We start from the raw sequence: 23,825 nt of genomic DNA, 5'->3' as shown, positions 1-23,825 counted from the left end.
GATCGGTATTCGGCTTGAACGTCTTTTGGAACCAGCATCGCTCAAAGCTCGCGCTCGGCGTCCTGATAATTAGCGCCTTCGCGCTCATCGCCACGTCCTCCGGCAGCGAAGTAGGCACCAAGACCCCATTACTGACCAAGATCACTCTTCTGCCAGCCACACCTGCGCTCGGTGTTAGTTCGGCTTCTATCCTTGCTGTCACGGGGTTTATCGACTCATTTTTGGAATCTGAACTCGAAGTCGAAAACCGCGAACTCCAACTCGAAAACGCTCGTCTTCGAGAAGAAAAAGCCAGGCTCATTGGGGTTTTGCAGGAAAATGAGAGGCTTCGAAGGGTCCTGGAACTCAGGACGCGACGGCCAGAGTTCGACCTCACCCCGGCCAAAGTCATTGCGCGCGACACCTCGCCATATTTTCGCGTTCTACACATAAGAATCGCGCTCGAACCCGAATCACCAATCGAACCAAGAATGCCCGTGATCTCGGCTCAGGGCCTCGTGGGGCAGGTTCATCGAGTGTTCGATAAATACGCCGAGGTCATCATCGTCTCCGACCCGCGTCACCGGGTCGATGCCATTGCACAGCGCACCCGCGCTCAAGCGGTCGTCGAAGGACTCGGACACGATAGCGACTATTTCGCCAAGCTCTCCTATTTGCGCGATTCGGACGAGGTCCGCCCTGGCGACCTCATGGTCACGAGCGGTATGGGAGAATTCATGCCCAAAGAGCTGGTTATCGGCACGGTCAAAGAGGTCCAAAGTGCACAACGAGGCCTCTTCCAAGAGGCCACTATCGAGCCGGCCGTAGATTTCTCTAGACTCGAAGAAGTCTTCGTCCTGACCGGAGTGCGATGATGCATCCTCTGGTCTTCTGGTTGGTGGGCGTGGTTCTGCTCTTGCTAGAAAGCGTGGCGGCTCAAGTTTTTGGGTTCGAAAGCCTCACCCCTCAGATTTGGATCGCTTTGACGACGTGGCTTGGACTAAACGGCAAGCTATCTCCGTCTTCCCTCACACTCTCGGCACTTTTGCCTTTTATGGTCCTCACATCGGGCGCGCCAAGTTCGGTCTGGGTGCCTGGCGTGGTGGTCTCTTTTCTGGTCCTTCGCCCCACAAACCTCAAGATTCAGGCGCTCTCTCCGTTCACCCACGCCTTACTAGGTCTTGTGATCTGCCTGATTCACGCCTTGGTCATGGCGCTTGTACTCGTCGTGTTTTCACCCGGCTCCAGGATTCTTTCTTCGATTGCTTGGAATGTAATCTGGGCGGCTCCGGTTGCAGGGATTTGCGCCGCGGGAGTCTTCTTTCTATTGCGCAAGATTGAAGAAGTTTTTGGCCCACGGCAAAGTGGTCTACGCTTCTCATGAGGCGAGGGTAGGATATGCAGCCCAAACAAAAACCAGATTATGGGGTCACACGGTATCTTGGGCTAATCGTCTTCGTGGCCTTTGCGTTTTCCATCATCCTCGGGAGGCTCTGGTACATTCAGGTGATCAACGGAGACACCTATTTCCGGGCGAGTACTGAGAATATCATTCGCAACGTGGAGACCAGGCCGCCGCGCGGAAAAATTCTGGACGCACACGGAACCGTTTTGGCCGAGAACCGTCCGTCCTACGACGTTTTTGTGCACCCGCACCTGGTCTCTGAAAAGGACCGCCCCGAGGTGCTTACGCTTCTGACGAAGTACCTCAACCTCAACGAAACTGACCTCAAACGCGTAGAAAAGGGGTTGGAAGCAAGAGCCGGTGAAGTCTCGGTCAAACGGGATATCCCGAGATATCAAGTGGCTCTTCTTGAAGGTGACCGCCTGCGACTCCCCGGCTTAGAAATCCAGGCGAATTCACATCGATACTACCCGCTTGAACACGTCGGCTCACACGTCATCGGATTCGTGGGCGAGATACGTTCTCAAGAGCTCAAAGAGCTGCGTTCCACGGGCTACCGACCAGGTGACTATATCGGGCGAGTGGGCGTTGAAAGCTCATTCGAGGCCGTTTTGCGGGGCTCTCCGGGCATTGAGAGGTCAGTGGTGGACGCCCGTGGAATCCCGCAGGGAGAGGCTGAGACCAAGTTTCTTATCGGTGATTATCAGAAAGTTCGCCCGGTCCCTGGTCGCGATGTGAAACTCACGCTCGACTCGAGGCTTGAGCTCATCATCGACGAAGCCATGAAGAACTACCCGTCGGGCGCAGTAGTCGCGGTTGATCCGCGAGATGGAAGCGTACTCGCGGCGTACAGCAAACCCTCGTTCAACCCAAACTCTTGGTCGGGGCGGCTCTCCACCACCGAAAAGATTCAGTCCGATAACAACCCCTATAAGCCGATGTTGGACAAATCGATCAGCGCCTACTTCCCCGGGTCGATTTTCAAGCTCGCGGGAGCCCTTGCAGCGCTTGAAGAAGGCATGATGAAGCCGGACGACACCATCAAATGTTCGGGCTCCTACCTTTTTGGTGGCAGGCGATTCCGTTGTTGGAAAGGCGGCGGGCACGGCAAGATGAACGTGATGGAAGCCTTGCAACACTCGTGTGATGTGTACTTTTACAAGGTTGCGGAGACCCTCGGGATCGACAAGATCGCTGAGTACGCCTACCGCTTCGGATTTGGCGAGCCCACCGGCTATCCGGTCAATTCAGAAAGTCCTGGTCGCGTGCCCACCAAGGAGTGGCACGCCAAGATCACGCCGGGTGGATTCCAACACGGTTTTGCCCTCAACACGGTGCTCGGACAAGGTGATACGCTGACCACACCCCTGCAGGCCGCGCTCGCCTACGCAGCCCTTGCGAACGGCGGGACCATCTACTACCCGCGCCTCATCGACCGGATCTTAAATGCCGACGGCTCAACCCTCTTCGAGTTTGAACCTCGGGTGCGAAAGACCATCAAGGCCAGCGACGAACATGTGGCGGTCTTGAAGAAAGGACTCTGGATGACCGTTCAAGAGGATGGTGGCACCTCCTACCCGTATCGCATTGAAGAGGTTGAAGTCTCCGGCAAAACCGGCACCGCGCAGGTCAAAAAAATCGGCCGAATACGCGTCGCAAATCGGGACAAGGAGTTTCGATTCCGCGACCACGCTTGGTTTTCTGCCTACGCTCCTTCAAAGGAGCCGACCATTGCCATCACGGTCTTTCTGGAGCACGGAGGCCATGGAAGCTCGGATGCTACACCGGTGGCTATGGAAATCTTGAAACGATGGTTTGAAGGAGACGACCCGCGCACACGTAAGATCGGTGACAACGTTCCCGAGATCTTCCCGTCCGAAAACCCAGGAAACCCGGGCCAAGAGGAAGAGCTAGAAGAAGAGGTGGCAGATGAATAAGGGCCTCCTTGAGAAACTTCGACGAATCGACGTACCGCTCTTGAGTTTGGTCGGGTTGATTTCTGCGCTGGGCATCCTGAATCTCTACTCATTTGCGGGCGCAGCTTATGGCGCGCCGGTACATATCACGCAGTCGATCTGGTTCGTTCTCGGCCTCGGTGTCATGGCGCTTACCGCGCTGCTCGATTACCGCGTCTACGAGCGTTGGAGCTACGCGCTCTTCGGCTCTGTGGTGGTACTCTTGGTCCTTGTGCTTCTAGTCGGAACCGAGCTCAACGGCTCGTACCGATGGCTCGATCTGGGCTTCTTTATGATGCAGCCCTCCGAACTCCTAAAGCTTGGAGTGATCCTCTTCACCGCCAAATACCTGCACGATCGGGACTTCGATGGACCACTATCGATGCGAGATCTTATCGTGCCTTTTGGAGTGGTGGGTGCGTCGGTGGCCCTCGTGCTCAAACAGCCCGACCTTGGCACCTCGCTCGTGATCCTCGCCATTTTTGGGTCAATCTTGCTCTTCCAAGGCATCCGGATGCCAACGCTCACCGTTCTCTTCGTAGTTGCGCTGATTTCGGTTCCGGTCGTCTGGAATTTTGGAATGCACGATTACCAGAAGACACGTGTGGTCTCGTTCCTAAATCTGGACGAGGACACACAGGGTAGTTCCTGGCAGGTTCGCCAATCGATCATCGCCTTTGGCAGTGGGCGAATCCTCGGAAAAGGCGGCGAGAGCACGCAGATCGAACAAGGGTTCGTCCCGGAATACGAGAACGACTTTGTGGCCGCAAACTGGGGAGAGCGCTACGGATTTCTTGGAATGGTTGGGCTCGTGGGTCTCTACTTCGCCCTGATTCTCTGGGCGTTGCGCATCTCTGCCACAGCACGCGACCGGTTCGGAGCCTTGGTTTCGATTGGAGTCGCCGCCATGATCTTTTGGCATGTGGTGGTCAATCTCGGCATGGTGACAGGTCTGCTTCCCGTCGTCGGGCTCACCCTGCCCTTCTTAAGCGCCGGCGGATCGAGCCTTCTCACCACAATGGTAGGGGTTGGCTTGCTCCTGAATATCTCCATGAGAAAGTAGCCAGTGCGCGTGCTAGCGTCTGAGCCAGATTAGAACCAGCACCACACCCAATGAAACCAAGAGAAAGAGAGCGAGCGCTTTCAAGACGCTATCCAGGCGATTCCTCGACCTCTTGCGAATTCCGGATGTATGTAGCGCGCTCTTGATATCGTCAGAACTCAGTGACTTCGGCGGGGTCGGCTCGACTCTTGGCGGCAACTCCTGAGTTGGAACACGGATCGCCGTTAGTTGCATGGTAGAGGGTCCACCGGCCTCCTCTCGCTCAAGTATATCCGGGGACTTTAGGGCAAGTAGCACGTCATCAGCCGCCGAGAACCGGGCCGACTTGTTCTTTTCAATCATTCGGTTGACCACCGTTCTCAAGGCTGGCGGCACCCCTGAATCGAAAGGTAGCGAGAACGAGATCCCCGAAAGTTGCTCGGAGATCATGTCCATCGGTTTTTCGGATTCGATGGCTCGGCGCCCGACCAGAAGCTCGTACGCGACGAGTCCCAACGAGTAGATATCGGCCGCAGCGGTCAACTCCCCTTCGCCGTGAATCTGCTCAGGCGACATGTAGCGCGGCGTCCCTAGTACGGTTCCGTCCGTTGTGAGCCCCTTTCTAAGCGGCAAATCGCTCGCCTTCGCGATCCCGAAGTCCACCAAGGTCACAAAATCGAGCCCGTCTTCGTCTTGCCCAACCATGATATTCGCGGGCTTGATATCTCTGTGAAGCATTCCAAGCCGATGGGCCTCACTGAGTGACTCCAAGACTTGAGAAATAATCCTGACTACCCGCTCTGGCTCAAAGGACTGCCCGGGCTGGCGAACTTCCGCCAAACTCTTGCCGTCGATAAACTCCAAGGCCATGTAATGAAGCCCAAGAGCCGAGTGGCCACGTGAAAGCATGCGGACCGTATACGGACTCTGAAGTCGAGCTAGGACTTCGCCTTCTCTTTCAAATCGGGCGACGAGGGTCGAATCACCACCTTCGGGAAGGAGCACCTTGAGGGCTACGGGACGCGCGTGTAGGTGCTCCCACGCCTTGTAGACACGAGCGAATCCGCCGCTGCCTAGCACCGAAAGTACATGGTACCCCTCAAACTCTTCGCCAGGTTTTGGAAAACTCAAACTCGTCCCCACTGAAAGCAACACTCTCTCGTCGTTGTGTCCTAGCAACCTGATGTATAGACTAAGCTTAGATTGTCGGACCTTGTGACGGAGTCGTCAACATGTGTTCCGGGAACTTGCACAATCCAGGATATCCAAATGGCTGATGATACAGACGCCCTTTTGAAAGAGCTTGAAAGCCGCGCGAACTCCGGTAGTTCCGCGAGAATCGACGAAGACGAAGAGGACTTGGAGGCTTTCCTTGCAAGCCTAGACGCCGGGGATGACTCGCCGGCTCCTGCGGCTAAGGTTGCCACGAAGCCCAAGATGCCCGAGCCTGCGCCTCCCAAAGAGGCCCCAAAGGCAGAACTCACCAAGCCCGACGCTCCAAAGAAGGAAGCCAAGACCGAGACCACTGACCAAGCTCAGAAGAAGAGCAAACTTCCTGTGGTGCTGGCGCTTATGAAGTGGGGCTTTGTCACCCTGAGCACAACCGCTGCTATTTGGTTGCTCGGTGCCTATCTTGCCCAGTGGATCTCGGCGTGGTGGCTTGTTTTGGCCATCGCGCTCGTGGTTACTCTCTCGCTTCCGCTTGGATTTTGGCAACTCTCCAAACGGAAGGGAAAGAAGGCGTGGTGGTTCGCCGGGGTTTCAACGCTGGTTTTGGCGGGGCTGATTGCCCCGATGCCAACCATGGCCGCCAACGTGATTGGGAGTTATGGACACTGGCCGTCCACCGCCATCAACGCCGCAAGAGGGGCAGAAGCCACGAGCGGAGCGCACGGCGCTCTGACATGGTTCAGCGCATTCCTAGCCGGTCAACTCGGCGCCGAGACTCCGACCGCGCTCGAGCTCGGAACTCAACACCCCGTCGCACAAGAACCTTCTACCGAAGAGGCTCCAGCCCAAACCCCACCAGAGGCTAAAACACCGGAAGAAACGCCGGCTGAGCCCGTCGTCGAACCAAAGACAACCGAACCATAATTATTGCGCGTTGAGCGCTTACGGGTTACGGTCTCGGTCAAGCAGTTTACTCTCCACCTGGTGCCTATGGTTGATTCTACAACAAAAGGTCCAACTCTCGGGGTCGCGCTCGATGATCTGAAGATTATCGCCAGCGCAATTCGTGATCAGAATCCCGATGGTTCCGCCTCATATACCGCCATGCAGCAAACGCTCCCGAAGCTGAACCTGCATCTTCTGACGTATATCCGATTTCTGGAAAATCACGGCTATGCCGAATACGACCGGGTCAACGACTCGATCACGATTTCGGCCTCTACCCATGAGGCCTTGCACAATCCGGATGTATGGCGAGAAGACGTTAAGAGCTCGCTTGGCGCCCACCTGAAGCTAGACGATGATGACGGGCTAGACTTCGATGTGGACAATATTCTGGAGGGTTTCGGCGAGATTTCTGAACCCAATCCAGAGCCGCTAGAACTCGACCAAGACGAAAATACTGGGCCCGATCTCGCGATCCCCGACGTGGATTTCTCGACCGAGCCCTTTGAACCCTCAACTCCACCTGCGACGAATACGATGACACAAGATCCACTTCGCGAACGACGTTTTTCTACCGGCAACCAGAAAGCCGTTTCACCAGAATCCGCAACACCTGCTTCGTCGGGCCTCTATGAAAGGCTCGAAGAGCTTGGAAGCGGTGGTATGGGGACCGTGTTCAAAGCCAAGCAGGTTAAACTTGATCGCGTGGTCGCGCTCAAAGAGATCAAAGAGATCTTCGACGTGTTTGCGGGTGTCCAGCGAAGCGATATCATCGCACGCTTCACCCAGATCGTTCAGACTCAGTCTCGACTGATTCACCCCAATATCATCCAAACGATCGACCTCGACACCGACGCCCGCTTTCCGTTTGTGGTCATGCAACTCGCACCTAATGGAAACCTACGCCGACTCATCGATGTTGATGGGCGCCCTCCCCTCCAGGTGGCGCTCAAGTACTTCCTCCAAATCCTGCACGCACTTTCGTCGGCACACGATCACGACGTGACCCACGGTGGCATCAAGCCTGAGAACGTGGTGCTCGATTCTGCAGGCAACGCGCTTATCACGGACTTCGGAATCTCCCAAGTGGTGGAGCTCGACGGATCGCGTGCCAATCAGGTTTATGTAGGCGTCGGAACCGTGGCCTACATGAGTCCGGAACAGTTCCGTGACCCGAACGCCTCGAGCGTCAAGAGTGATATCTACTCGCTTGGAATCATGCTTTACGAGATGTTGACCGGCAAAGTGCCTGGCCGTCGCTCTCCGATGCCTTCGAGCTTCTACCCGGACATTCCGCGTAAACTCGATGATATCTTCGACCGCATGTCCATGGACGATCAGAGCGACCGTTACGATAATATCGACGAGATTTTGGCCGACCTCTACAGCTCAAAAGATGTGATGAAGATTTTGGACAAGCGCGGTGGATTCGTCTTCTTGCGCGACCCAATCCAATATGGAGCAAGCGGCCTCAAGGTTGAACTCGCGCCCCTTGAGGATGGCGAAGAAGCTGAAGAAGGCGAAGACTCAGATCTCTCCGAGAGCTCGGCTGATTCCGAATCTTCTGAACTTTCGGAAAGCTCGGCCGGCGAAGACTCTGAAGCCGACGAAGAAGAGTCGGAAGAAGGCGCCGAGGGCGAAGAAGAAGGCGACGTGCTCAACAAGCTAGATAAGTACGGAAAACTCTTCGAAGAAGAAGATGAAGACTAATATCTCGGCCTTTCGAGGCATCTGGCCCAAACTCGGCGAGGACGTCTTCATCGCGGCCGGTGCTCACGTCATCGGACGTGTTCACCTCTCAGACCAAGCGTCCATTTGGTACAACGCAGTCCTTCGTGGTGATGTGCAAGACATCATCATCGGCGCACGTACCAATATTCAAGACCTCTCCATGATCCATGCGACCACCGGCGTATGTCCGACGGTTATCGGAGACGATGTGACGGTAGGCCACCGAGCAATCCTCCACGGCTGTACCATTGGACACACCTCCCTCATCGGAATGGGAGCCATCATCCTCGATGAGGCTGAAGTCGGCGAGTTTAGCCTTGTGGGTGCCGGAGCCCTAATCACTCCTGGAAAGAAGTTCCCACCTCGTAGCGTCATCATGGGCGCTCCTGGGCGAGTTGTGAGGCAAACCACTGACGAAGAAGTCCAAGGCTTCTTGGATTCAGCGGCCCACTATTCGGAAATGGCTCGGTTTCACGCCGGCTGAACCTATCGCCGTAAGACACAAAGAAAAGGCCCTCGAAGCATCGCTCCGAGGGCCTTTTGATTTCTGGCCTCAAGCCAAGATTCTCTTACTCACCTGCGGCGAGCTCTTCATCGATATTGCCGTACTTACGTACGATATCGTCTGGAAGCTCCTCAGGCTCGATGACCTTGTGCTTGAGCTTCTGGTAGACCGGAGCACCGGTACCAGCTGGGATAAGACGACCCGTGATGACGTTCTCTTTGAGTCCGCGCAGGTGGTCGACTTTGCTCGAGAGCGAAGCCTCGGTGAGCACCTTGGTGGTCTCTTGGAACGAAGACGCCGAGATGAACGACTCGGTCGAAAGCGAGGCTTTCGTGATTCCGAGCAACAAGTCATCCCAAACCGCACGGCGCAAGCCCTGGTTCTGAAGGCGCAAGTTCACTTCTTCCACCACCGAACGCTCGACCGACTCATCGGCCAAGAAGTCGGAGTCACCCACGTCTACGATGCGGACCTTGCGGAGCATCTGACGCACGATGATCTCGATGTGCTTATCGTTGATACGCACACCTTGGAGTCGGTAAACCTCTTGGATCTCGTCCACCATGTACTTGGAGAGCTCTTTGCGACCACGTACACGAAGAATATCGTGTGGGTTCTCGGAGCCTTCCATGAGGGCTTCACCACGTCGCACGTGGTCGCCTTCGAGCACGGTGATGTGCTTGCCCTTCGGAATCTGGTACGAACGCGCGTCACCGATTTCAGGTGTAACGACAACCGTACGCTTGCCTTTGGTTTCCTTGCCGAACGTCACCACACCGTCGATTTCCGAGATGATGGCGTGCTCTTTTGGCTTACGTGCCTCGAAGAGCTCGGCAACACGTGGAAGACCACCGGTGATGTCCTTGTTCTTCGTGGTTTCACGAGGAATCTTGGCGAGGATGGTACCAACTTCGAGTTCCTGACCCTCTTGAACGAAGATCTGAGCGCCAACAGGGAGGAAGAAGGCATTGAGCTGCTTTCCACCTTTCTTGTTTTCGCGGATCACGATTCGAGGACGAAGGCTCGTGTCGCGGCTTTCGGTGATCACCTTACGTGAAAGACCGGTGTTCTCGTCGAAGCGCTCCTCCATGGAGATGCCTTCGAAGAGATCGTCGAACTTCACGATACCAGCCTGGTCAGTGATGACAGGTGTTGCGAACGGTTCCCACTCAGCGATGAGATTGCCAGCAGCAATCTTGTCGCCGTCTTTGAAGTAAAGACGAGCACCGTAGACCAGTGGGTAGCGCTCACGCTCACGACCCGCATCGTCCTGAATCACAATCTCGCCGTTACGAGTCATCACGATAAGAGACTTCTTACCGAGTTCTTCGCGCTCGACGAACTTGACGTTTTCGAGACGAACCGTACCGGCTGTGCGTGCCTCATGTGAAGATTGCTCAACACGAAGAGACGAAACACCACCGATGTGGAACGTACGCATGGTCAACTGAGTACCTGGCTCACCGATCGACTGAGCAGCGATTGTACCGACGGCCTCACCGACGTTGACCATACGGCCACGTGCGAGGTCACGGCCGTAACAAAGGGCACACACACCGTCCAAGGTAGAACAGGTGAGAGTCGAGCGAATTCGCACTTTCTCGATACCTGCATCCTCGATGGTGTCAGCGATGTCCTCGTCGATCTCTTGGTTGGCGTCGACAAGAATGTTGTCATCGCTATCCCAGACGGGCTCAAGAGCAACACGACCAAGGATACGATCCTTGAGTGACTCGATGATCTCACCACCTTCGAAGTGAGCAGTCATGTCCACACCGTCAAGCGTGCCACAATCGATTTCTCGAACTACACAGTCGTTGGCAACGTCCACGAGACGACGCGTCAGATAACCCGAGTTAGCCGTCTTCAAGGCGGTATCCGCAAGACCTTTACGCGCACCGTGTGTCGAGATGAAGTACTCGAGAACGGTCAGACCTTCACGGAAGTTAGCCGTAATCGGAGTCTCGATGATCTCACCGGACGGCTTGGCCATCAGACCACGCATACCGGAGAGCTGGCGCATCTGCTGAGCAGAACCACGAGCACCGGAGTCGGCCATGATGAAGACCGAGTTGAACGACTTGTCTTCTTTGACTTCGCCGGTCTTCGGATCCACGTACTTCTGAGTCGAAATCTCTTTCGACATCTGCGAAGCGATGTCCTCAGTGGTGTTGGCCCAGATGTCCACAACCTTGTTGTATCGCTCACCGTCAGTGATGAAGCCCTCGCCGTACTGCTCTTCGATCTCGGCAACCTCGGCACGAGCCTTGTCCACGATCTCCCACTTTGTCGGTGGGATGACCATGTCGTTGACCGAAATCGAGATACCAGCGCGTGTGGACTGCTCGTAGCCGGTGGCACGGATGGCGTCGGCCAAGAGCACGGTGGCTTTGTTTCCAACCATACGGAAGCAGGCGTCGATAAGCTGGCCGAGGGCCTTCTTACCCATGACGTTGTTCACGAGGCTGAATGGAATGCCCTCAGGCACCACGTCTGCGAGCAGAACGCGACCTGTGGTCGAATCCACGAGCTCGCCGTCGATACGGACTTTGATCTTCGCCTGAAGGTGAAGAGCGCCCGCATCGTACGCCATACGCACTTCGTCGCGGCTTGCGTAGACACCAGCAATCGCCTCGCCTTTCTCGTTCTCGCGGTATTCACCGGGAACAAAAGGACGATCGCGTGTCATGTAGTAGCAACCGAGAACGATATCCTGAGTAGGTCCGATGACCGGACCACCGTGTGCCGGTGAAAGGATATTGTTCGTGCTCAGAAGAAGAACGCGTGTCTCCATCTGGGCTTCGAGTGAAAGCGGAAGGTGAACAGCCATCTGGTCACCGTCGAAGTCGGCGTTGTACGCCGCACACACGAGCGGGTGAATCTGGATAGCTTTGCCTTCGACCAAGAGTGGCTCGAACGCCTGAATACCGAGACGGTGAAGCGTCGGAGCACGGTTAAGCATAACCGGGTGCTCTTTGATCACTTCGTCGAGGATATCCCACACTTCTGGACGCTCTTTCTCAACCATCTTCTTGGCAGACTTGATGGTCGTGACGTAGCCACGCTCCTCAAGCTTGTTGTAGATGAACGGCTTGTAGAGCTCGAGAGCCATCTTCTTTGGAAGACCGCACTGGTGCAGCTTGAGCTGTGGACCAGCCACGATCACGGAACGACCGGAGTAGTCAACGCGCTTTCCGAGAAGGTTCTGACGGAAGCGACCTTGCTTACCCTTGATCATGTCCGAGAGGGACTTGAGCGGACGACGGTTCGCACCCTGGATGGACTTTCCACGACGACCGTTGTCGAAGAGGGCATCCACCGCTTCTTGAAGCATACGCTTCTCGTTACGGATGATGATTTCTGGAGCGTGAAGCTCAAGCAACTTCTTGAGACGGTTGTTGCGGTTGATCACACGACGGTAGAGGTCGTTCAAGTCAGACGTCGCAAAACGGCCACCTTCCAACCAGACCAACGGACGAAGGTCTGGAGGAAGAACTGGGATCACGTCCAGAATCAACCATTGTGGGTTATTTCCGGAATCGCGAATCGCCTCAACGATCTTCAAGCGCTTGGAGATTCTCTTACGCTTGGCCTCGCTTGTGGCTTCCTTCATCTCAGCACGAAGCTCAGTCGCGATCAGGTCGATATCCATATCGTCCAGAAGGACTTTGATGGCCTCAGCGCCCATGCCCGCAGCGAAGGTGTTTCCATACTCGTTCATAGCCTCGATATAACGAGCCTCAGTGATGACCTCGCCCTTCTCAAAGGGAGTCAAGCCTGGGTCGGTCACGATATAGGCCACGCAGTAGAGAACTTTCTCAAGGTCTTTGAGCGTGATGTCGAGAAGGTTTCCGATACGTGAAGGCAAGCTCTTCAGGAACCAGATATGCGCCACAGGGGTCGCAAGGTTGATATGGCCGAGGCGCTCGCGGCGAACCTTCGCCTGAATAACCTCAACACCACAACGCTCACACACCACACCGCGGTGCTTCATGCGCTTATATTTTCCACAGATGCACTCGTAGTCTTTTACGGGTCCGAAGATCTTCGCGCAGAAGAGTCCGTCTCGCTCAGGCTTATGCGTTCTGTAGTTGATGGTCTCTGGCTTCTTTACCTCGCCGTGAGACCACTCACGAATCTTCTCGGGGCTAGCAATACCGATGCGGATTGCTGAAAAGCTGAGAGGATCTTTCTGTTTCTCGAAGAAGCTGAAAATGTCCTTACTCAAAATAACCTCCGGTGGGCGTCTCTCTCGCCCTCGCTATATATCGCCGGCGCTCTGCCGGCTCGATTCACTAAAATTACCTTGCCCGATTCTTCAATCAGCTTCAGGCGACATTCTCAAGCAGCTCTACGTTCAAGCACAACGAGTGAAGCTCTTTGATCAACACGTTGAAGCTCTCTGGCAAGCCCGGATCAAGGGTGAAATCACCTTTGACGATCGACTCATAGATTCGAGTACGACCTTGAACGTCGTCAGACTTAACGGTCAGGAATTCCTGAAGCGTGTAGGCTGCGCCGTACGCCTCAATTGCCCAGACCTCCATCTCACCGAGTCGCTGACCACCGAACTGAGCCTTACCACCGAGCGGTTGCTGCGTGACGAGGCTGTACGGTCCAATCGAACGAGCGTGGATCTTATCGTCGACAAGGTGGTGCAACTTGAGCACGTACATGATTCCGACGGTCACATCGTTATCAAACGCCTCTCCAGTCCTACCGTCGAAGAGCACACTTTGACCCGTTGAAGAAACACCCGACTTCGCGAGGAATTCACGGATGGTCTTCTCTGGGGCACCGTCGAACACCGGAGTCGCCATGTGCACGCCTTTGGTGCAGGTCTTGGCGTACTCGAGCAAACCGTCGTCGTCCAAGGACTTGATGATCGCCTGGTGGTCGTCGTTGTGGAAGATGTCGAGGAGCCACTTGCGAAGGTTTTCAGGCTTCTGAGCTTCTTCGAGCATCTCACCAATTCGGCGCCCGAGGTTTCGAGCCGCCCAACCAAGGTGCGTCTCGAGGATCTGACCCACGTTCATACGGCTTGGAACACCGAGCGGGTTGAGAACCACATCCACAGGAGTACCATCCTCAAGGTAAGGAAGGTCTTCCATTGGAAGGATGCGGCTGATCACACCTTTGTTACCGTGGCGACCGGCCATCTTATCGCCGACCTGAATCTTACGCTTGATGGCCACATAAACCTTAACCATCTTGATGACGCCTGGTGAGAGGTCGTCAGCGGTGCGCAATTTCTCGATTTTGTCGCCGTAGTTCATACGGATGATGAGAATCTGGTCCTCAACATCGGCGAGGATGCTCATCAGCTTGTCCGAAGTCTCGTCGTCGACGACGATATCGGCCCAGTAGCGGCGAGGAACATCTTCGAGAACTTTCTCGGAGATCTTGGTGCCTTCTTTGAGAAGAACGCTGTTTGCCTCGTCCACAAGATTGACTTTGACCTTCTTGCCTTCGAGCAACGCGAGCATCTTTCGATACGCAGCATCACGAAGAATTCGGATCTCGTCGTTCTGGTCTTTGAGAAGCTTCTTCTCTTCAGCGTTTTCAATCTCAGTTGCACGGTCGTCTTTGGCCACATCTTCGCGAGCGAAGACTTTAGCGCCGATGACGGTGCCCTGCGTGCCTGGAGGCATTCTGAGCGAGGTGTCACGAACGTCACCAGCTTTCTCACCGAAGATCGCTCGGAGGAGCTTCTCTTCTGGCGAAAGCGTAGTCTCACCCTTCGGAGTAATCTTACCCACGAGGATGTCGTCGTACTTGACCTCAGCGCCGATGCGAACGATTCCGGACTCATCGAGGTTCGCGAGTCCTTCTTCACCCACATTGGGGATATCACGGGTGATCTCTTCGGCGCCAAGCTTGGTTTCACGCGCCACACACTCGAATTCTTCGATGTGAACCGACGTGTAAACATCGTCTTGAACGAGGCGCTCACTCAAAAGAATCGAGTCCTCGAAGTTGTATCCGCCCCATGGCATGAAGGCCACGATGACGTTTTGACCAAGAGCGAGCTCGCCGCGCTCGGTCGAAGGACCATCAGCGAGGATTTCGCCCTTCTCAACCCAATCGCCAACATCGATGATTGGCTTCTGGTTGATGCAGGTTGCCTGGTTGGAGCGCGAGAACTTCGTAAGCTTGTAGATATCAGGCTTCACAAAGAGATCGTCGGTTCCTTGCTCAGGACGCACCACGATACGCTCAGCGTCAACGCTCTCGACCCAACCCGATTGCTTGGCGACGATGGTCACACCCGAATCACGGGCGACATCGCGCTCAAGGCCGGTACCGACAAGCGGTGAGTTGGAGCGCAAGAGAGGAACAGCCTGACGCTGCATGTTCGAGCCCATCAACGCGCGGTTTGCGTCATCGTTCTCGAGGAACGGAATGAGGCCTGCACCAACAGACACAAGCTGGTTCGGGCTAACGTCCATGAGGGTTACGCGCTCAGGCGTAGCCATGGTCGGGTCGCCTGCCTCACGGGCTGCTACCAACTCGTTGAGGAAGTTACCTTCATCATCGATCGGTGCGTTCGCCTGAGCGATCACGTGGGTTTGCTCTTCGAGAGCCGAGTAGAAGCGCACCTTATCGGTAACTTTCCCACCCACCACAGCGCGGTAAGGGGTCTCGATGAAGCCGTACTCGTTGATACGCGCATAGGTCGACAACGAGGCGATAAGGCCGATGTTCGGACCCTCAGGCGTCTCGATAGGACAGATACGGCCGTAGTGAGTGACGTGAACGTCGCGAACTTCGAAGCCAGCGCGATCACGGGTCAGACCTCCGGGTCCAAGCGCCGAAAGACGACGCTTGTGCGTCACTTCCGACAATGGGTTGGTCTGGTCCATGAACTGCGAGAGCTGGCTTGAGCCGAAGTACTCTTTGATCACGGCGCTGACAGGCTTGTGGTTGATAAGCTCGTCAGGGGTCACCATGTTGATTTCGTGCGAGAGCATACGCTCACGGATGCTGCGCTCCATGCGAACGAGTCCGATGCGGAACTGGTTCTCGAGGAGCTCACCCACGGTACGAACACGTCGGTTTCCGAGGTGGTCGATATCGTCGATGGTGCCGCGACCGTTTCGAAGCTCGATCAGGTAGCGCACGGTCTCGATGATATCCTCTTCGCGAAGCGTCTGAATGCGCCATGGCTCGAGCTTCTCTTCGATTTCAGCGAGCTCCTTCTCAAGGTTGTCGCGTGACTTACCTTTGGCGCTCTCGAGCTCTTTCTTGATCTCTTTTTCGCGTGTTTCAAGCGGCTCTACGACTTCGTGGTGGAACTTGTAGTTCAACTTGAGACGACCGACCTTTGAAAGGTCGTATCGGTCAGGGTTGAAGAAGAGTCCGTCGAAGAGGTTTTGCGCCTGATCAGCGATCGGTGGATCTCCAGGACGAAGTCGCTGGTAAATCTCGAGGATCGCCTCTTCGGGGCTCTCGATCTTATCTGCGGTCAAGGTGTTTCGCAGGTACGGACCGGAGTTCAAGTTATCGATGAAGAGCACTTTGAACTCGCTGATACCGCGAGTTTCAAGATCTTTGAGTTTGGACTCGGTGATCTCTTCGTTCGACTCGACGATCACCTCACCGGTGTTCATGTCGAAGACGTCTTCCGATGCGACTTTACCGAAGAGCTCTTCGGTGGAGATCGGAACACGATCTTGACCGGCTTTGAGGATCTTCCTGACGGCGCTACGCGTGAACTTCTTGCCCTTCTTGACGAGGAAGTTTCCGTCTTCGTCGAGCACGTCCATCGAGGCGACCTGACCGTTGAGGATGTCGAAATCCACACTCTTAAAGTAGTCGCCACCGTCGATGTAGATGGTCTCGGTTTGGTAGTAGATACCAAGGAGTTCTTCGGTCGAGTATCCGAGCGCGCGCAACAGAATGGTCGCAGGCATCTTGCGCTTGCGGTCAATTCGGACGTGCAGAATATCTTTCGCGTCGAACTCGAAATCGAGCCATGAGCCGCGGTAAGGAATGATACGCGCCGAGTAAAGCAATTTACCCGAGGAGTGGCTCTTTCCTTTGTCGTGGTCGAAGAATGTACCGGGTGAGCGGTGCAACTGCGACACGATCACGCGCTCAGTACCATTGATAATAAAGGTACCGGAGTCGGTCATCAGCGGGATTTCACCGAAGAAGACTTCCTTCTCTTTGAGGTCGAGAAGTGACTTTGCGCCGGTGTCTGGGTCGATGTCCCAGATCACGAGACGAACCAGTACGCGTACTGGCGCCTGGTAGGTCATGCCGCGAGCGATACACTCACGGATATCGTACTTCGGCTTCTGGATTTCGTAGCTTACGAAATCGAGTGTAGCCGTCTCATGGATCCCATGAATCGGAAAGATGTCCTTAAAAACGGCTTGCAACCCGACAAGCTGTCGATCGTCCGGCTCGATATCCTTCTGAAGAAAGTCGTCATAGGACTTCTTCTGAATATCGATCAGATTCGGGATATCCACCACTTTTCGGATGGTCCCGTAGTTTTTGCGGGCTCGGAAGTTCGACTTAATCGCTTGAACCATCATGTCTCCTTAACTGTCGCGATATCTTTTCGCGCACACGCTCTCAGCCACAAAGGCGGGAATTGGCACCAGAAACAGAACGCAAGAAGGGCCCCTCCCCGGTTCAACCTGTGACCCGGTAGAGCAACCCTGTCTGAATCATTTATTTTCGTTAAACTGCAAGGAGTGGCGCGACAGGTCGTGCCCCTCCTGGATTTCCAGCCTTACTTTGCCCTGGCACTGCCTCGACACCCTTAACATCAACCACTATTCAAAATCTGGGCCAACATGGCACCGGATTTGAAGGTGCAGAAAGAAAGCAAAATTCGCCCGGATTGTCAAACCGTTTTTAAAGAAACTCAAAACCTACGAACTTCTCCCCGTGGATTGAAGCATCATGGCATCGCCGATCACCGATACGTCTTCGGGGGTGATCACACCCTTACGCTCATATTCGAGGGCACACCTGAGGGTTGCCATTGCGGCGATAGCCACGTGGTTAGTGGCTTCGGAGACTTGTTTAGACAACTCTTCCTCGGCTTGTAGGGGATCATTTTCGTGAAGAAGGCCGGTATGAATTTCTACAAACCCGAACTCGGACTCGTCGGTAGTGGCGTGCAAAATTCCGGCAAAAGGCGGAGTTCTCACAAAGACCCAGCGATCGGCCTTAAAATCACTGGCTTGAGCATCATCAAACACTACGGCAATGAGAGGAGAGTTGGATTTCCTGGCGAAACTGGATGGATTTCCCTCCCAGGTGATCGCATGATGCCATGGCTCAAATTCGACCGGAGCTCGTTCAAACACCCAGATCGGCTCTAAACCGTAGGCCACGGCCAGTCGTGCGAAAGATTCGCTCAATGGCGTACGGGTGCCTATTATAAGGAGCTCTTCGAGTTCATTCATGGTCTTTCTCGATCATTTTTGCAAAGTCCTCAAAAAAGCGGTTGCCGCCTGTTTTTTTTCTGCTATGTTCTCGCCCCCTATGGGCTCGGCGCTGCGGCGCTAGCTTTTATTGAATGTGAACTGAAGCCCAACTTACGGCAACACGAATCGAGCAGAATATCTATGGCACGCTACAGAGGACCACGACTTCGCATCACTCGCCGCCTTGGCACTGACCTTCCTGGTCTCACACGAAAAATGTCAGATCGCGCTTATCCTCCAGGACAGCACGGACAGGGACGCCAGAAGTTCAGCGAGTTCAAGAAGCAGCTCTACGAAAAGCAGAAACTGCGTTTCAACTACGGTATCAGCGAGAAGCAGCTTCGCAACATCTTCACCGATGCTCGACGCTCTAAAGATCCAGCTGGTCTTGTTCTCCTTCGTTTGCTCGAGCAGCGTTTGGACAACGTGATCTTCCGCCTTGGACTCGCTCCTTCAATTCCTGCTGCACGCCAGCTTGTGGTTCACCGCCACATCCTTGTCGACGGCAAGAAAGTTGACCGTCCAAGCTACCGCGTTCAGGTCGGCTCGAACATCTCGGTTCGTCCGAAGAGCCGCCAGCTTCAGATCGTTTCTGAGTCAGTCGCAAACCCAGTTCTTCGTCTTCCTTCGTACCTTGAGTTCGACCAGAAGACCCTTACTGGCAAAATGACTCAACTTCCAGACCGTGAAGACGTGCCTTTGGAAGTCGACGAGCAGCTCGTGGTCGAGTACTACTCACCACGACTCTGATCTTCGCATAAAGAGACTTTTCGTTTATAAAGCGGTGGATAACTCCACCGCTTTTTTGTGTTTGGTGACCTATGAAATTCCTGATTCTTCTACTTATCTTTGTCGGTGGTTGCACCACAGGCACTCAAAAAGAAGTCGAGAGTGGAGAGAGCCTCGCGGAACGTTCGGCCAAGAATACCCGCGCAGCCTTGGAATCAGAGGATAGCGGGATCATCTACGCTACGAGTCGAAAGGAAGTCGAGACACCACCCGCGCCTGGGCCTGAGACTAAGCCGGAATCTGAGACTGAAGGTACGGAATCCGAGGAAGCCGAACCCGCCGACAAGCCGGTGGAAGACAAGCCAGTGGAAGACAAGCCAGTGGAAGACAAGCCGGTGGAAGACAAGCCTACCGAGGAAGAGTCGACTCCAACCCCATGAAGGCACTCCTGATCTCAGCCTACGACGCCGGAAGCCACCGAGCTTGGCGAAACGGACTCGAGAAGTACCTGGACATTGAGCTCCACCAGATCGTTCTGCCTCCGCGTGCTTGGGCGTGGCGCATTGGCACGGCCCCCTGGCAAATCAAAACGACTTTTTCCGACTTGCTCGCCGAGTCATGGGACGTGTTGATCACGACCAGTGTGCTCGACCTCGCGACACTAAGAGGGATTGTGCCGGAATTGCGCGAAATCCCGACGATTGTGTACTGGCATGAGAATCAGTTTGCCTACCCGCGGGATGTGGATGCCTTCATCCTAATGAAGGAAGTCTACACGTTGGCATCGGCGAGCGTGAATATCTTTAACTCGAATTACAATAGGGACTCTTTGTTGGATGGGGTTGAGCGCTTCTTCGAGAAGAAGCCTGACGCGGTGGACCTGAGTCTTCTGCGAGATTCCATCAAGCGTTCCGAGGTAATTCCGGTTGGCATAGAGCCTTTGGCTGAAGCCCAAACCGAGCGGGAACGGCGCGTCGTCTGGAACCATCGTTGGGAGTGGGACAAGGCTCCTGAGGTATTCTTTGAGGCCGTTGAAGTCTTGGCTGAACGCGGCGTTGACTTCGACCTCTCCATTCATGGAGAGGCCTTCCGGACGAGCCCCGATGTTTTCAGCGAAGCCCAGGCAAAGTTTGGTGATCGGCTAAAGCATTTTGGCTACTCGACTCGTGATGAGTACGTGGAAAGTCTACGCACGGCCGGTGTTGTGGTGAGTTCCGCAATCCACGAATTTCAGGGTGTGGCCATGCTCGAGGCCATTGAAGCAGGAGCGCGTCCTGTGGCGCCTGCAAGGCTCGCCTACCCAGAGTACATCCACGATGAAGATCTCTACTCTCCCGGCTCCAGTGAATCCGTGGCTCTTGCAGAAGCGATAGAAAGAGCCTTAGGCGCCCCCTACCCCACCTATGACCTGAGCCCCTATCATTGGCCCACGGTCATTTCTCAATGGAAGGAAGTGCTCGCCCGAGAAACTCGATAATCTCGGAGACGAGGAGATCGAGCTCCACATCGGCGGTCAGGCAATGACCGGATTTCTCCAACCAAAGAATCTCCTTCTGCCGCGACGCCAGGCCCTCGTAAACGTCTCTAGCCGAGCTCTCAGGCACCGTCAGGTCTTTCATGCCATGCACCACAAGCACGGGCTTATGGACCTTGCTGAGAATGGTCTTTGCGAATTCCTGAATGTAGTAGAGCTCGGCCAGGGCATGCACGGGGCGTTTTTCGTAATGCCAGAGGCGTTTCCAGCCGTCTTTGCTGGTCAGGCCCGCTTGAGGACGCACCGTCTCTGGGAACCAGGGAAGCACGTACTTCATCCAGCGCGCCCATTTCAGACGCTCGTCGCGGGCTTTTAGCGCTGGAGCCAGAAGAACCAGAGCATCCGGCAACTCCTGGGGCTCAGAGGACGACACGATGATAGACGAGACGAGGGCTCCCATGCTTAGACCGATCAACACCACCGTAGGATATCGCTCGCGCTCTTCGTGCAGGAAATCCCGCGCGGCTTCCACCCAATCTTGCCAATGCACGAGGTTCAGGGCCTCTGGATTGATTCCGTGACCCAGAAGGGCCGGTCCCACCGCGTCGTAACCCTTCGCAAAAAGTGCTTCACCGAGCGGGCGCATCTCAGCCGGCGAACCCGCAAATCCGTGCAAGAGCACGAAACACGTGTTCGGCTTCGAGTCCGTTTGCCTGAACTCGAAAGCATGGCGCTCAACCCAGGAAAATTCTGGCATTAGGGCTGACAATCCGTGACGGCAGGCACCAGAATCTGGTTGTTGTCCTCATTACACTCGTTCTGAGTGCCCGGGGCCCCAGCGCCCATGAGGTCATCCGCCACGGCAAAGAACGCCCAAGGGCCCGCGTTGGTCAGAGTCACGTTGAGGCGAACTCGCTCCGAATCGCCGGGCTCCATCGGAAGCTGAGTCAAGGCTTGTCCGAGGTATTGCTGGCCGGAGCCATCATCGCCGTAGAAGCTGACAGGAAGCCCTGCACCCACGCGTACCGCACCCGCGTTGGTCACCCATGTTGTGAGCGTGCCCGTACATGCGTCAAAGAGTCCCTGTGGTTCTTCCAAAATGAGATCTGGAGCAGCCTGAGGGTCGAGTTCGGTCTGCCGATTCAAGCGGTAGGTATTGTGATCAACCCAGCTTGATGTCTCTTGGGACGGGATACTTCCGTCCTCGTTGACATTGTTGATGTGATAGCTGTGCTGATTCCAGATGCGGCGAGTGGAGACCCAATTGTCATTATCGTCTCCGAAGACTCGGATTCCCGAGAATCCTTTCGGGCAAGGGAGCACGTCATCACACTCGAAATCGTTCGTACCCACCACGATATTCGCGGCGCCGTCATTGTTGACGTCGACGATGATCGGGTATTCGACCGCGGTGTACGAGGTGTTTGGCTGCTCAAAGAGCACGTCGCCAGTGGTGCCGTCGTAGACGCGCAGGTAGAGCTCATCGTTGTAGACCAGCTCGGCCTTGCCATCGCCCTCGAAGTCGAAGACCGATGATCCCGTCATGGAGCTCGAGGCGTCCTGGGTCACGTTCGACCAGAGTACTGCCTGATTGAGCGTAGGGTTAGGCGTGTTGAGGTTTACGGTCAGGGCGAAGAATTCACGTTGACCGGCTACACCGATCTCTGGATTCCCATCGCCTGTAAGGTCGGCCACGGTAGGCGCGCCAAGGCGGCCAGCCTCAAGGTCAACCGGGCCCCAAACTACGGCTCCGGTCAAACCATCGTGGATGCGGATATCGCCGTTTGCAGCCACAACCACCTCAGGATTGCCGTCCCCATTAAAGTCACCGATCGCTGGGAAGCCATCAGGAAGATTAGCATCAGCTTCCCAGAGCACCGTGCCGTCATGCTTGTATGCCGTTCGGCCGGTCACAACTTCCTGGGTCTTTCGGTTGAGAGTTGGGTCCGTTACACCGTCCAGATCGGCCACCACGCTGAGTGGTCCTGTATAGGTGGTTCGTGTGGAGTCGCCATTCGGCCAGTTGATGCCCTCGCCCATCGGTCCGGTGAGCGTGGCGGAAGTCGCCGCATCCCACTTGAGATCGCCCGTGTTGGTGAAGACGGTCGCGCCCATGATGATTTCGGGATTTCCGTCTCCATCCAGGTCCGCGATGGAAGGTCCACCCCACCACGACTTGAACTGCCGAGGTTGGAGCAGGCCATTCCTTGAATACGAGGTCATCCAAAGGACTTGGCCGTCATGAGAAACGGCCACGAGACCACCGGTTTCGGCCGTATCCGACCACACACTCGCGATAATCTCGACGAACCCATCGTTATCGATATCGCCTACTGCGATGTTGCCGCCCGGATTGATGCCGCCACCCGAACCGATACCGAGCTCGTCGGCACCAACGCTCCAGAGAAGGCCCGTGCCGTCTCCCGAAGCCGCGCGCAACACGCCTCGGCGCAAATCGTCGTGGCTAGCCTTCACGAAGGTCGAGAAGGTTCCGTAAATGATGTCCGGCGTGTCCCGCGTGCCGATCACGCCGTCTGCGTCATCGTCTGTGAGGTTCGCCACAACCGGCGTCATCATCACCTGAGTGCGGTCTGGATAGGGGTCATTGGCACCAATTCCAAGCGACCATTTCAACTCTGGCTCAAAGACACCGATCGGTGCCCCGTAGATACAGGTATCGTCGAAAGGTCGGCCTTCGCGACGTGTGGTGTCGGGGTCGCAAGCATCGCCTACGCCATCTTCGTCGGTATCCTCTTGTTCGGGATTTTCAACGTCCGGACAATTATCATTGGTGTTGATGACGCCGTCTCCGTCGCGGTCATCGTCACAGGCATCGCCGATGCCGTCTCCATCTTGGTCACTCTGATTTGGGTTGGAGACATCGGGGCAGTTGTCTTCGTTGTCGAGCACGCCGTCGCCATCCGAGTCATCACACACGTCGCCCTGGCCATCACCGTCTTGGTCTTCCTGGCCGGGGTTTGGAACGAGCGGGCAGTTATCGTCTTCGTTGAGGGTGCCGTCGTCGTCAGCGTCGGGGTCGCAGGCGTCGCCGATGCCGTCACCATCGACGTCTGACTGGCTTGGGTTCGGCTCATCGGGGCAGTTATCCTCGCTGTCACGCACGCCGTCACCGTCGCGGTCATCTCCGCTCGGAGGCTCACACGCGTCGCCGATGCCGTTATTGTCGCTATCTTCCTGAAGAGGATTTGGAATGTCTGGGCAATTGTCTTCGGAGTCGGGGATACCGTCTCTATCGGTGTCTCGTGGTTCGGTGTTAGGCTCAGCGCACAGGCCATCCGTACAGACCAGACCTTCGGCGCAATCTTCTTCTAACACGCAAGCTTCGCCAATACCGGCGCCGCCCGTCGCGGTATCATCACAACCGGAGCAACCGGCGTTCCAGAACACCAACATTCCAAGAATCAATAGCTTCTTATTCAACAT

Annotated in this window: 16 protein-coding genes; 10 read left to right on the top strand and 6 right to left on the bottom strand. The window is 55.4% G+C overall.

Annotated elements, in window-relative coordinates; genetic code table 11:
* The first annotated feature begins 14 nt into the window (after positions 1-14).
* Genes mreC through rodA form a run of 4 tightly spaced genes read left to right on the top strand, consistent with a single transcriptional unit; the run spans position 15 to position 4,402 of the window.
* Positions 15-854 (top strand): rod shape-determining protein MreC, encoded by an 840-nt coding sequence (gene mreC, locus FRD01_RS19860; RefSeq protein WP_146962682.1) that lies wholly within the window; start codon positions 15-17, stop codon positions 852-854.
* Entirely contained in the window at positions 851-1,363 is a 513-nt protein-coding gene (locus tag FRD01_RS19855) for a hypothetical protein (RefSeq protein ID WP_146962681.1), read from the top strand. The genes mreC and FRD01_RS19855 overlap by 4 nt, the downstream gene beginning before the upstream one ends.
* Before the next feature lie 14 nt (positions 1,364-1,377).
* Positions 1,378-3,321, top strand: coding sequence for a penicillin-binding protein 2 (mrdA, locus tag FRD01_RS19850; protein WP_146962680.1), 1,944 nt, complete (start codon positions 1,378-1,380; stop codon positions 3,319-3,321).
* The gene (gene rodA, locus FRD01_RS19845) at positions 3,314-4,402 is read left to right on the top strand and encodes a rod shape-determining protein RodA (RefSeq protein WP_146962679.1); all 1,089 of its coding nucleotides are present in this window, start codon (positions 3,314-3,316) and stop codon (positions 4,400-4,402) included. The genes mrdA and rodA overlap by 8 nt, the downstream gene beginning before the upstream one ends.
* Before the next feature lie 12 nt (positions 4,403-4,414).
* On the opposite strand, the gene FRD01_RS19840 is transcribed toward rodA, so the two are convergent.
* Entirely contained in the window at positions 4,415-5,512 is a 1,098-nt protein-coding gene (locus FRD01_RS19840) for a serine/threonine-protein kinase (protein WP_249755770.1), read from the bottom strand.
* Between the two features lie 138 nt (positions 5,513-5,650).
* Here FRD01_RS19840 and FRD01_RS19835 point away from each other — a divergent pair, with 138 nt between their 5' ends.
* From FRD01_RS19835 to FRD01_RS19825, 3 genes are all read left to right on the top strand, one after another.
* On the top strand, positions 5,651-6,475 hold the full coding sequence (locus FRD01_RS19835; RefSeq protein ID WP_146962677.1) for a hypothetical protein: 825 nt from the start codon (positions 5,651-5,653) through the stop codon (positions 6,473-6,475).
* Between the two features lie 66 nt (positions 6,476-6,541).
* Positions 6,542-8,206: a serine/threonine-protein kinase gene (locus tag FRD01_RS19830; RefSeq protein WP_146962676.1), complete on the top strand. Its 1,665-nt coding sequence runs from the start codon at positions 6,542-6,544 to the stop codon at positions 8,204-8,206.
* Positions 8,196-8,711, top strand: coding sequence for a gamma carbonic anhydrase family protein (locus tag FRD01_RS19825; protein WP_146962675.1), 516 nt, complete (start codon positions 8,196-8,198; stop codon positions 8,709-8,711). Before FRD01_RS19830 ends, FRD01_RS19825 begins: the two co-directional genes overlap by 11 nt.
* 85 nt (positions 8,712-8,796) lie before the next feature.
* On the opposite strand, the gene rpoC is transcribed toward FRD01_RS19825, so the two are convergent.
* From rpoC to FRD01_RS19810, 3 genes are all read right to left on the bottom strand, one after another.
* Positions 8,797-12,963: a DNA-directed RNA polymerase subunit beta' gene (gene rpoC, locus FRD01_RS19820; protein ID WP_489667393.1), complete on the bottom strand. Its 4,167-nt coding sequence runs from the start codon at positions 12,961-12,963 to the stop codon at positions 8,797-8,799.
* A 97-nt stretch (positions 12,964-13,060) separates the two neighbouring features.
* Entirely contained in the window at positions 13,061-17,272 is a 4,212-nt protein-coding gene (gene rpoB, locus FRD01_RS19815) for a DNA-directed RNA polymerase subunit beta (RefSeq protein ID WP_249755769.1), read from the bottom strand.
* A gap of 345 nt (positions 17,273-17,617) precedes the next feature.
* Complete coding sequence (locus tag FRD01_RS19810) at positions 17,618-18,157, bottom strand: hypothetical protein (protein WP_146962672.1); 540 nt, start codon at positions 18,155-18,157, stop codon at positions 17,618-17,620.
* 162 nt (positions 18,158-18,319) lie between these two features.
* On the opposite strand from FRD01_RS19810, the gene rpsD reads away from it, so the two are divergent.
* From rpsD to FRD01_RS19795, 3 genes are all read left to right on the top strand, one after another.
* Positions 18,320-18,928 (top strand): 30S ribosomal protein S4, encoded by a 609-nt coding sequence (gene rpsD / locus FRD01_RS19805; protein ID WP_146962671.1) that lies wholly within the window; start codon positions 18,320-18,322, stop codon positions 18,926-18,928.
* 71 nt (positions 18,929-18,999) lie between these two features.
* Positions 19,000-19,347, top strand: a complete 348-nt coding sequence (locus tag FRD01_RS24485) for a hypothetical protein (protein ID WP_249755768.1) — start codon at positions 19,000-19,002, stop codon at positions 19,345-19,347.
* Complete coding sequence (locus FRD01_RS19795) at positions 19,344-20,384, top strand: tRNA-queuosine alpha-mannosyltransferase domain-containing protein (protein WP_146962670.1); 1,041 nt, start codon at positions 19,344-19,346, stop codon at positions 20,382-20,384. The genes FRD01_RS24485 and FRD01_RS19795 overlap by 4 nt, the downstream gene beginning before the upstream one ends.
* Here FRD01_RS19795 and FRD01_RS19790 read toward each other — a convergent pair.
* Together FRD01_RS19790 and FRD01_RS19785 are read right to left on the bottom strand one after the other, a co-directional pair.
* Positions 20,341-21,138, bottom strand: a complete 798-nt coding sequence (locus FRD01_RS19790) for an alpha/beta hydrolase (RefSeq protein WP_146962669.1) — start codon at positions 21,136-21,138, stop codon at positions 20,341-20,343. The two genes, FRD01_RS19795 and FRD01_RS19790, sit on opposite strands and share 44 nt — an antisense overlap.
* Positions 21,138-23,825 (bottom strand): thrombospondin type 3 repeat-containing protein, encoded by a 2,688-nt coding sequence (locus FRD01_RS19785; protein ID WP_146962668.1) that lies wholly within the window; start codon positions 23,823-23,825, stop codon positions 21,138-21,140. The genes FRD01_RS19790 and FRD01_RS19785 overlap by 1 nt, the downstream gene beginning before the upstream one ends.

The sequence above is a fragment of the Microvenator marinus genome, from assembly GCF_007993755.1.
GTDB lineage: Bacteria > Myxococcota_A > Bradymonadia > Bradymonadales > Bradymonadaceae > Allomicrovenator > Allomicrovenator marinus.
Note: the sequence above shows the minus strand (reverse complement) of the source record. Positions and strands in the feature narration are given on the sequence as shown.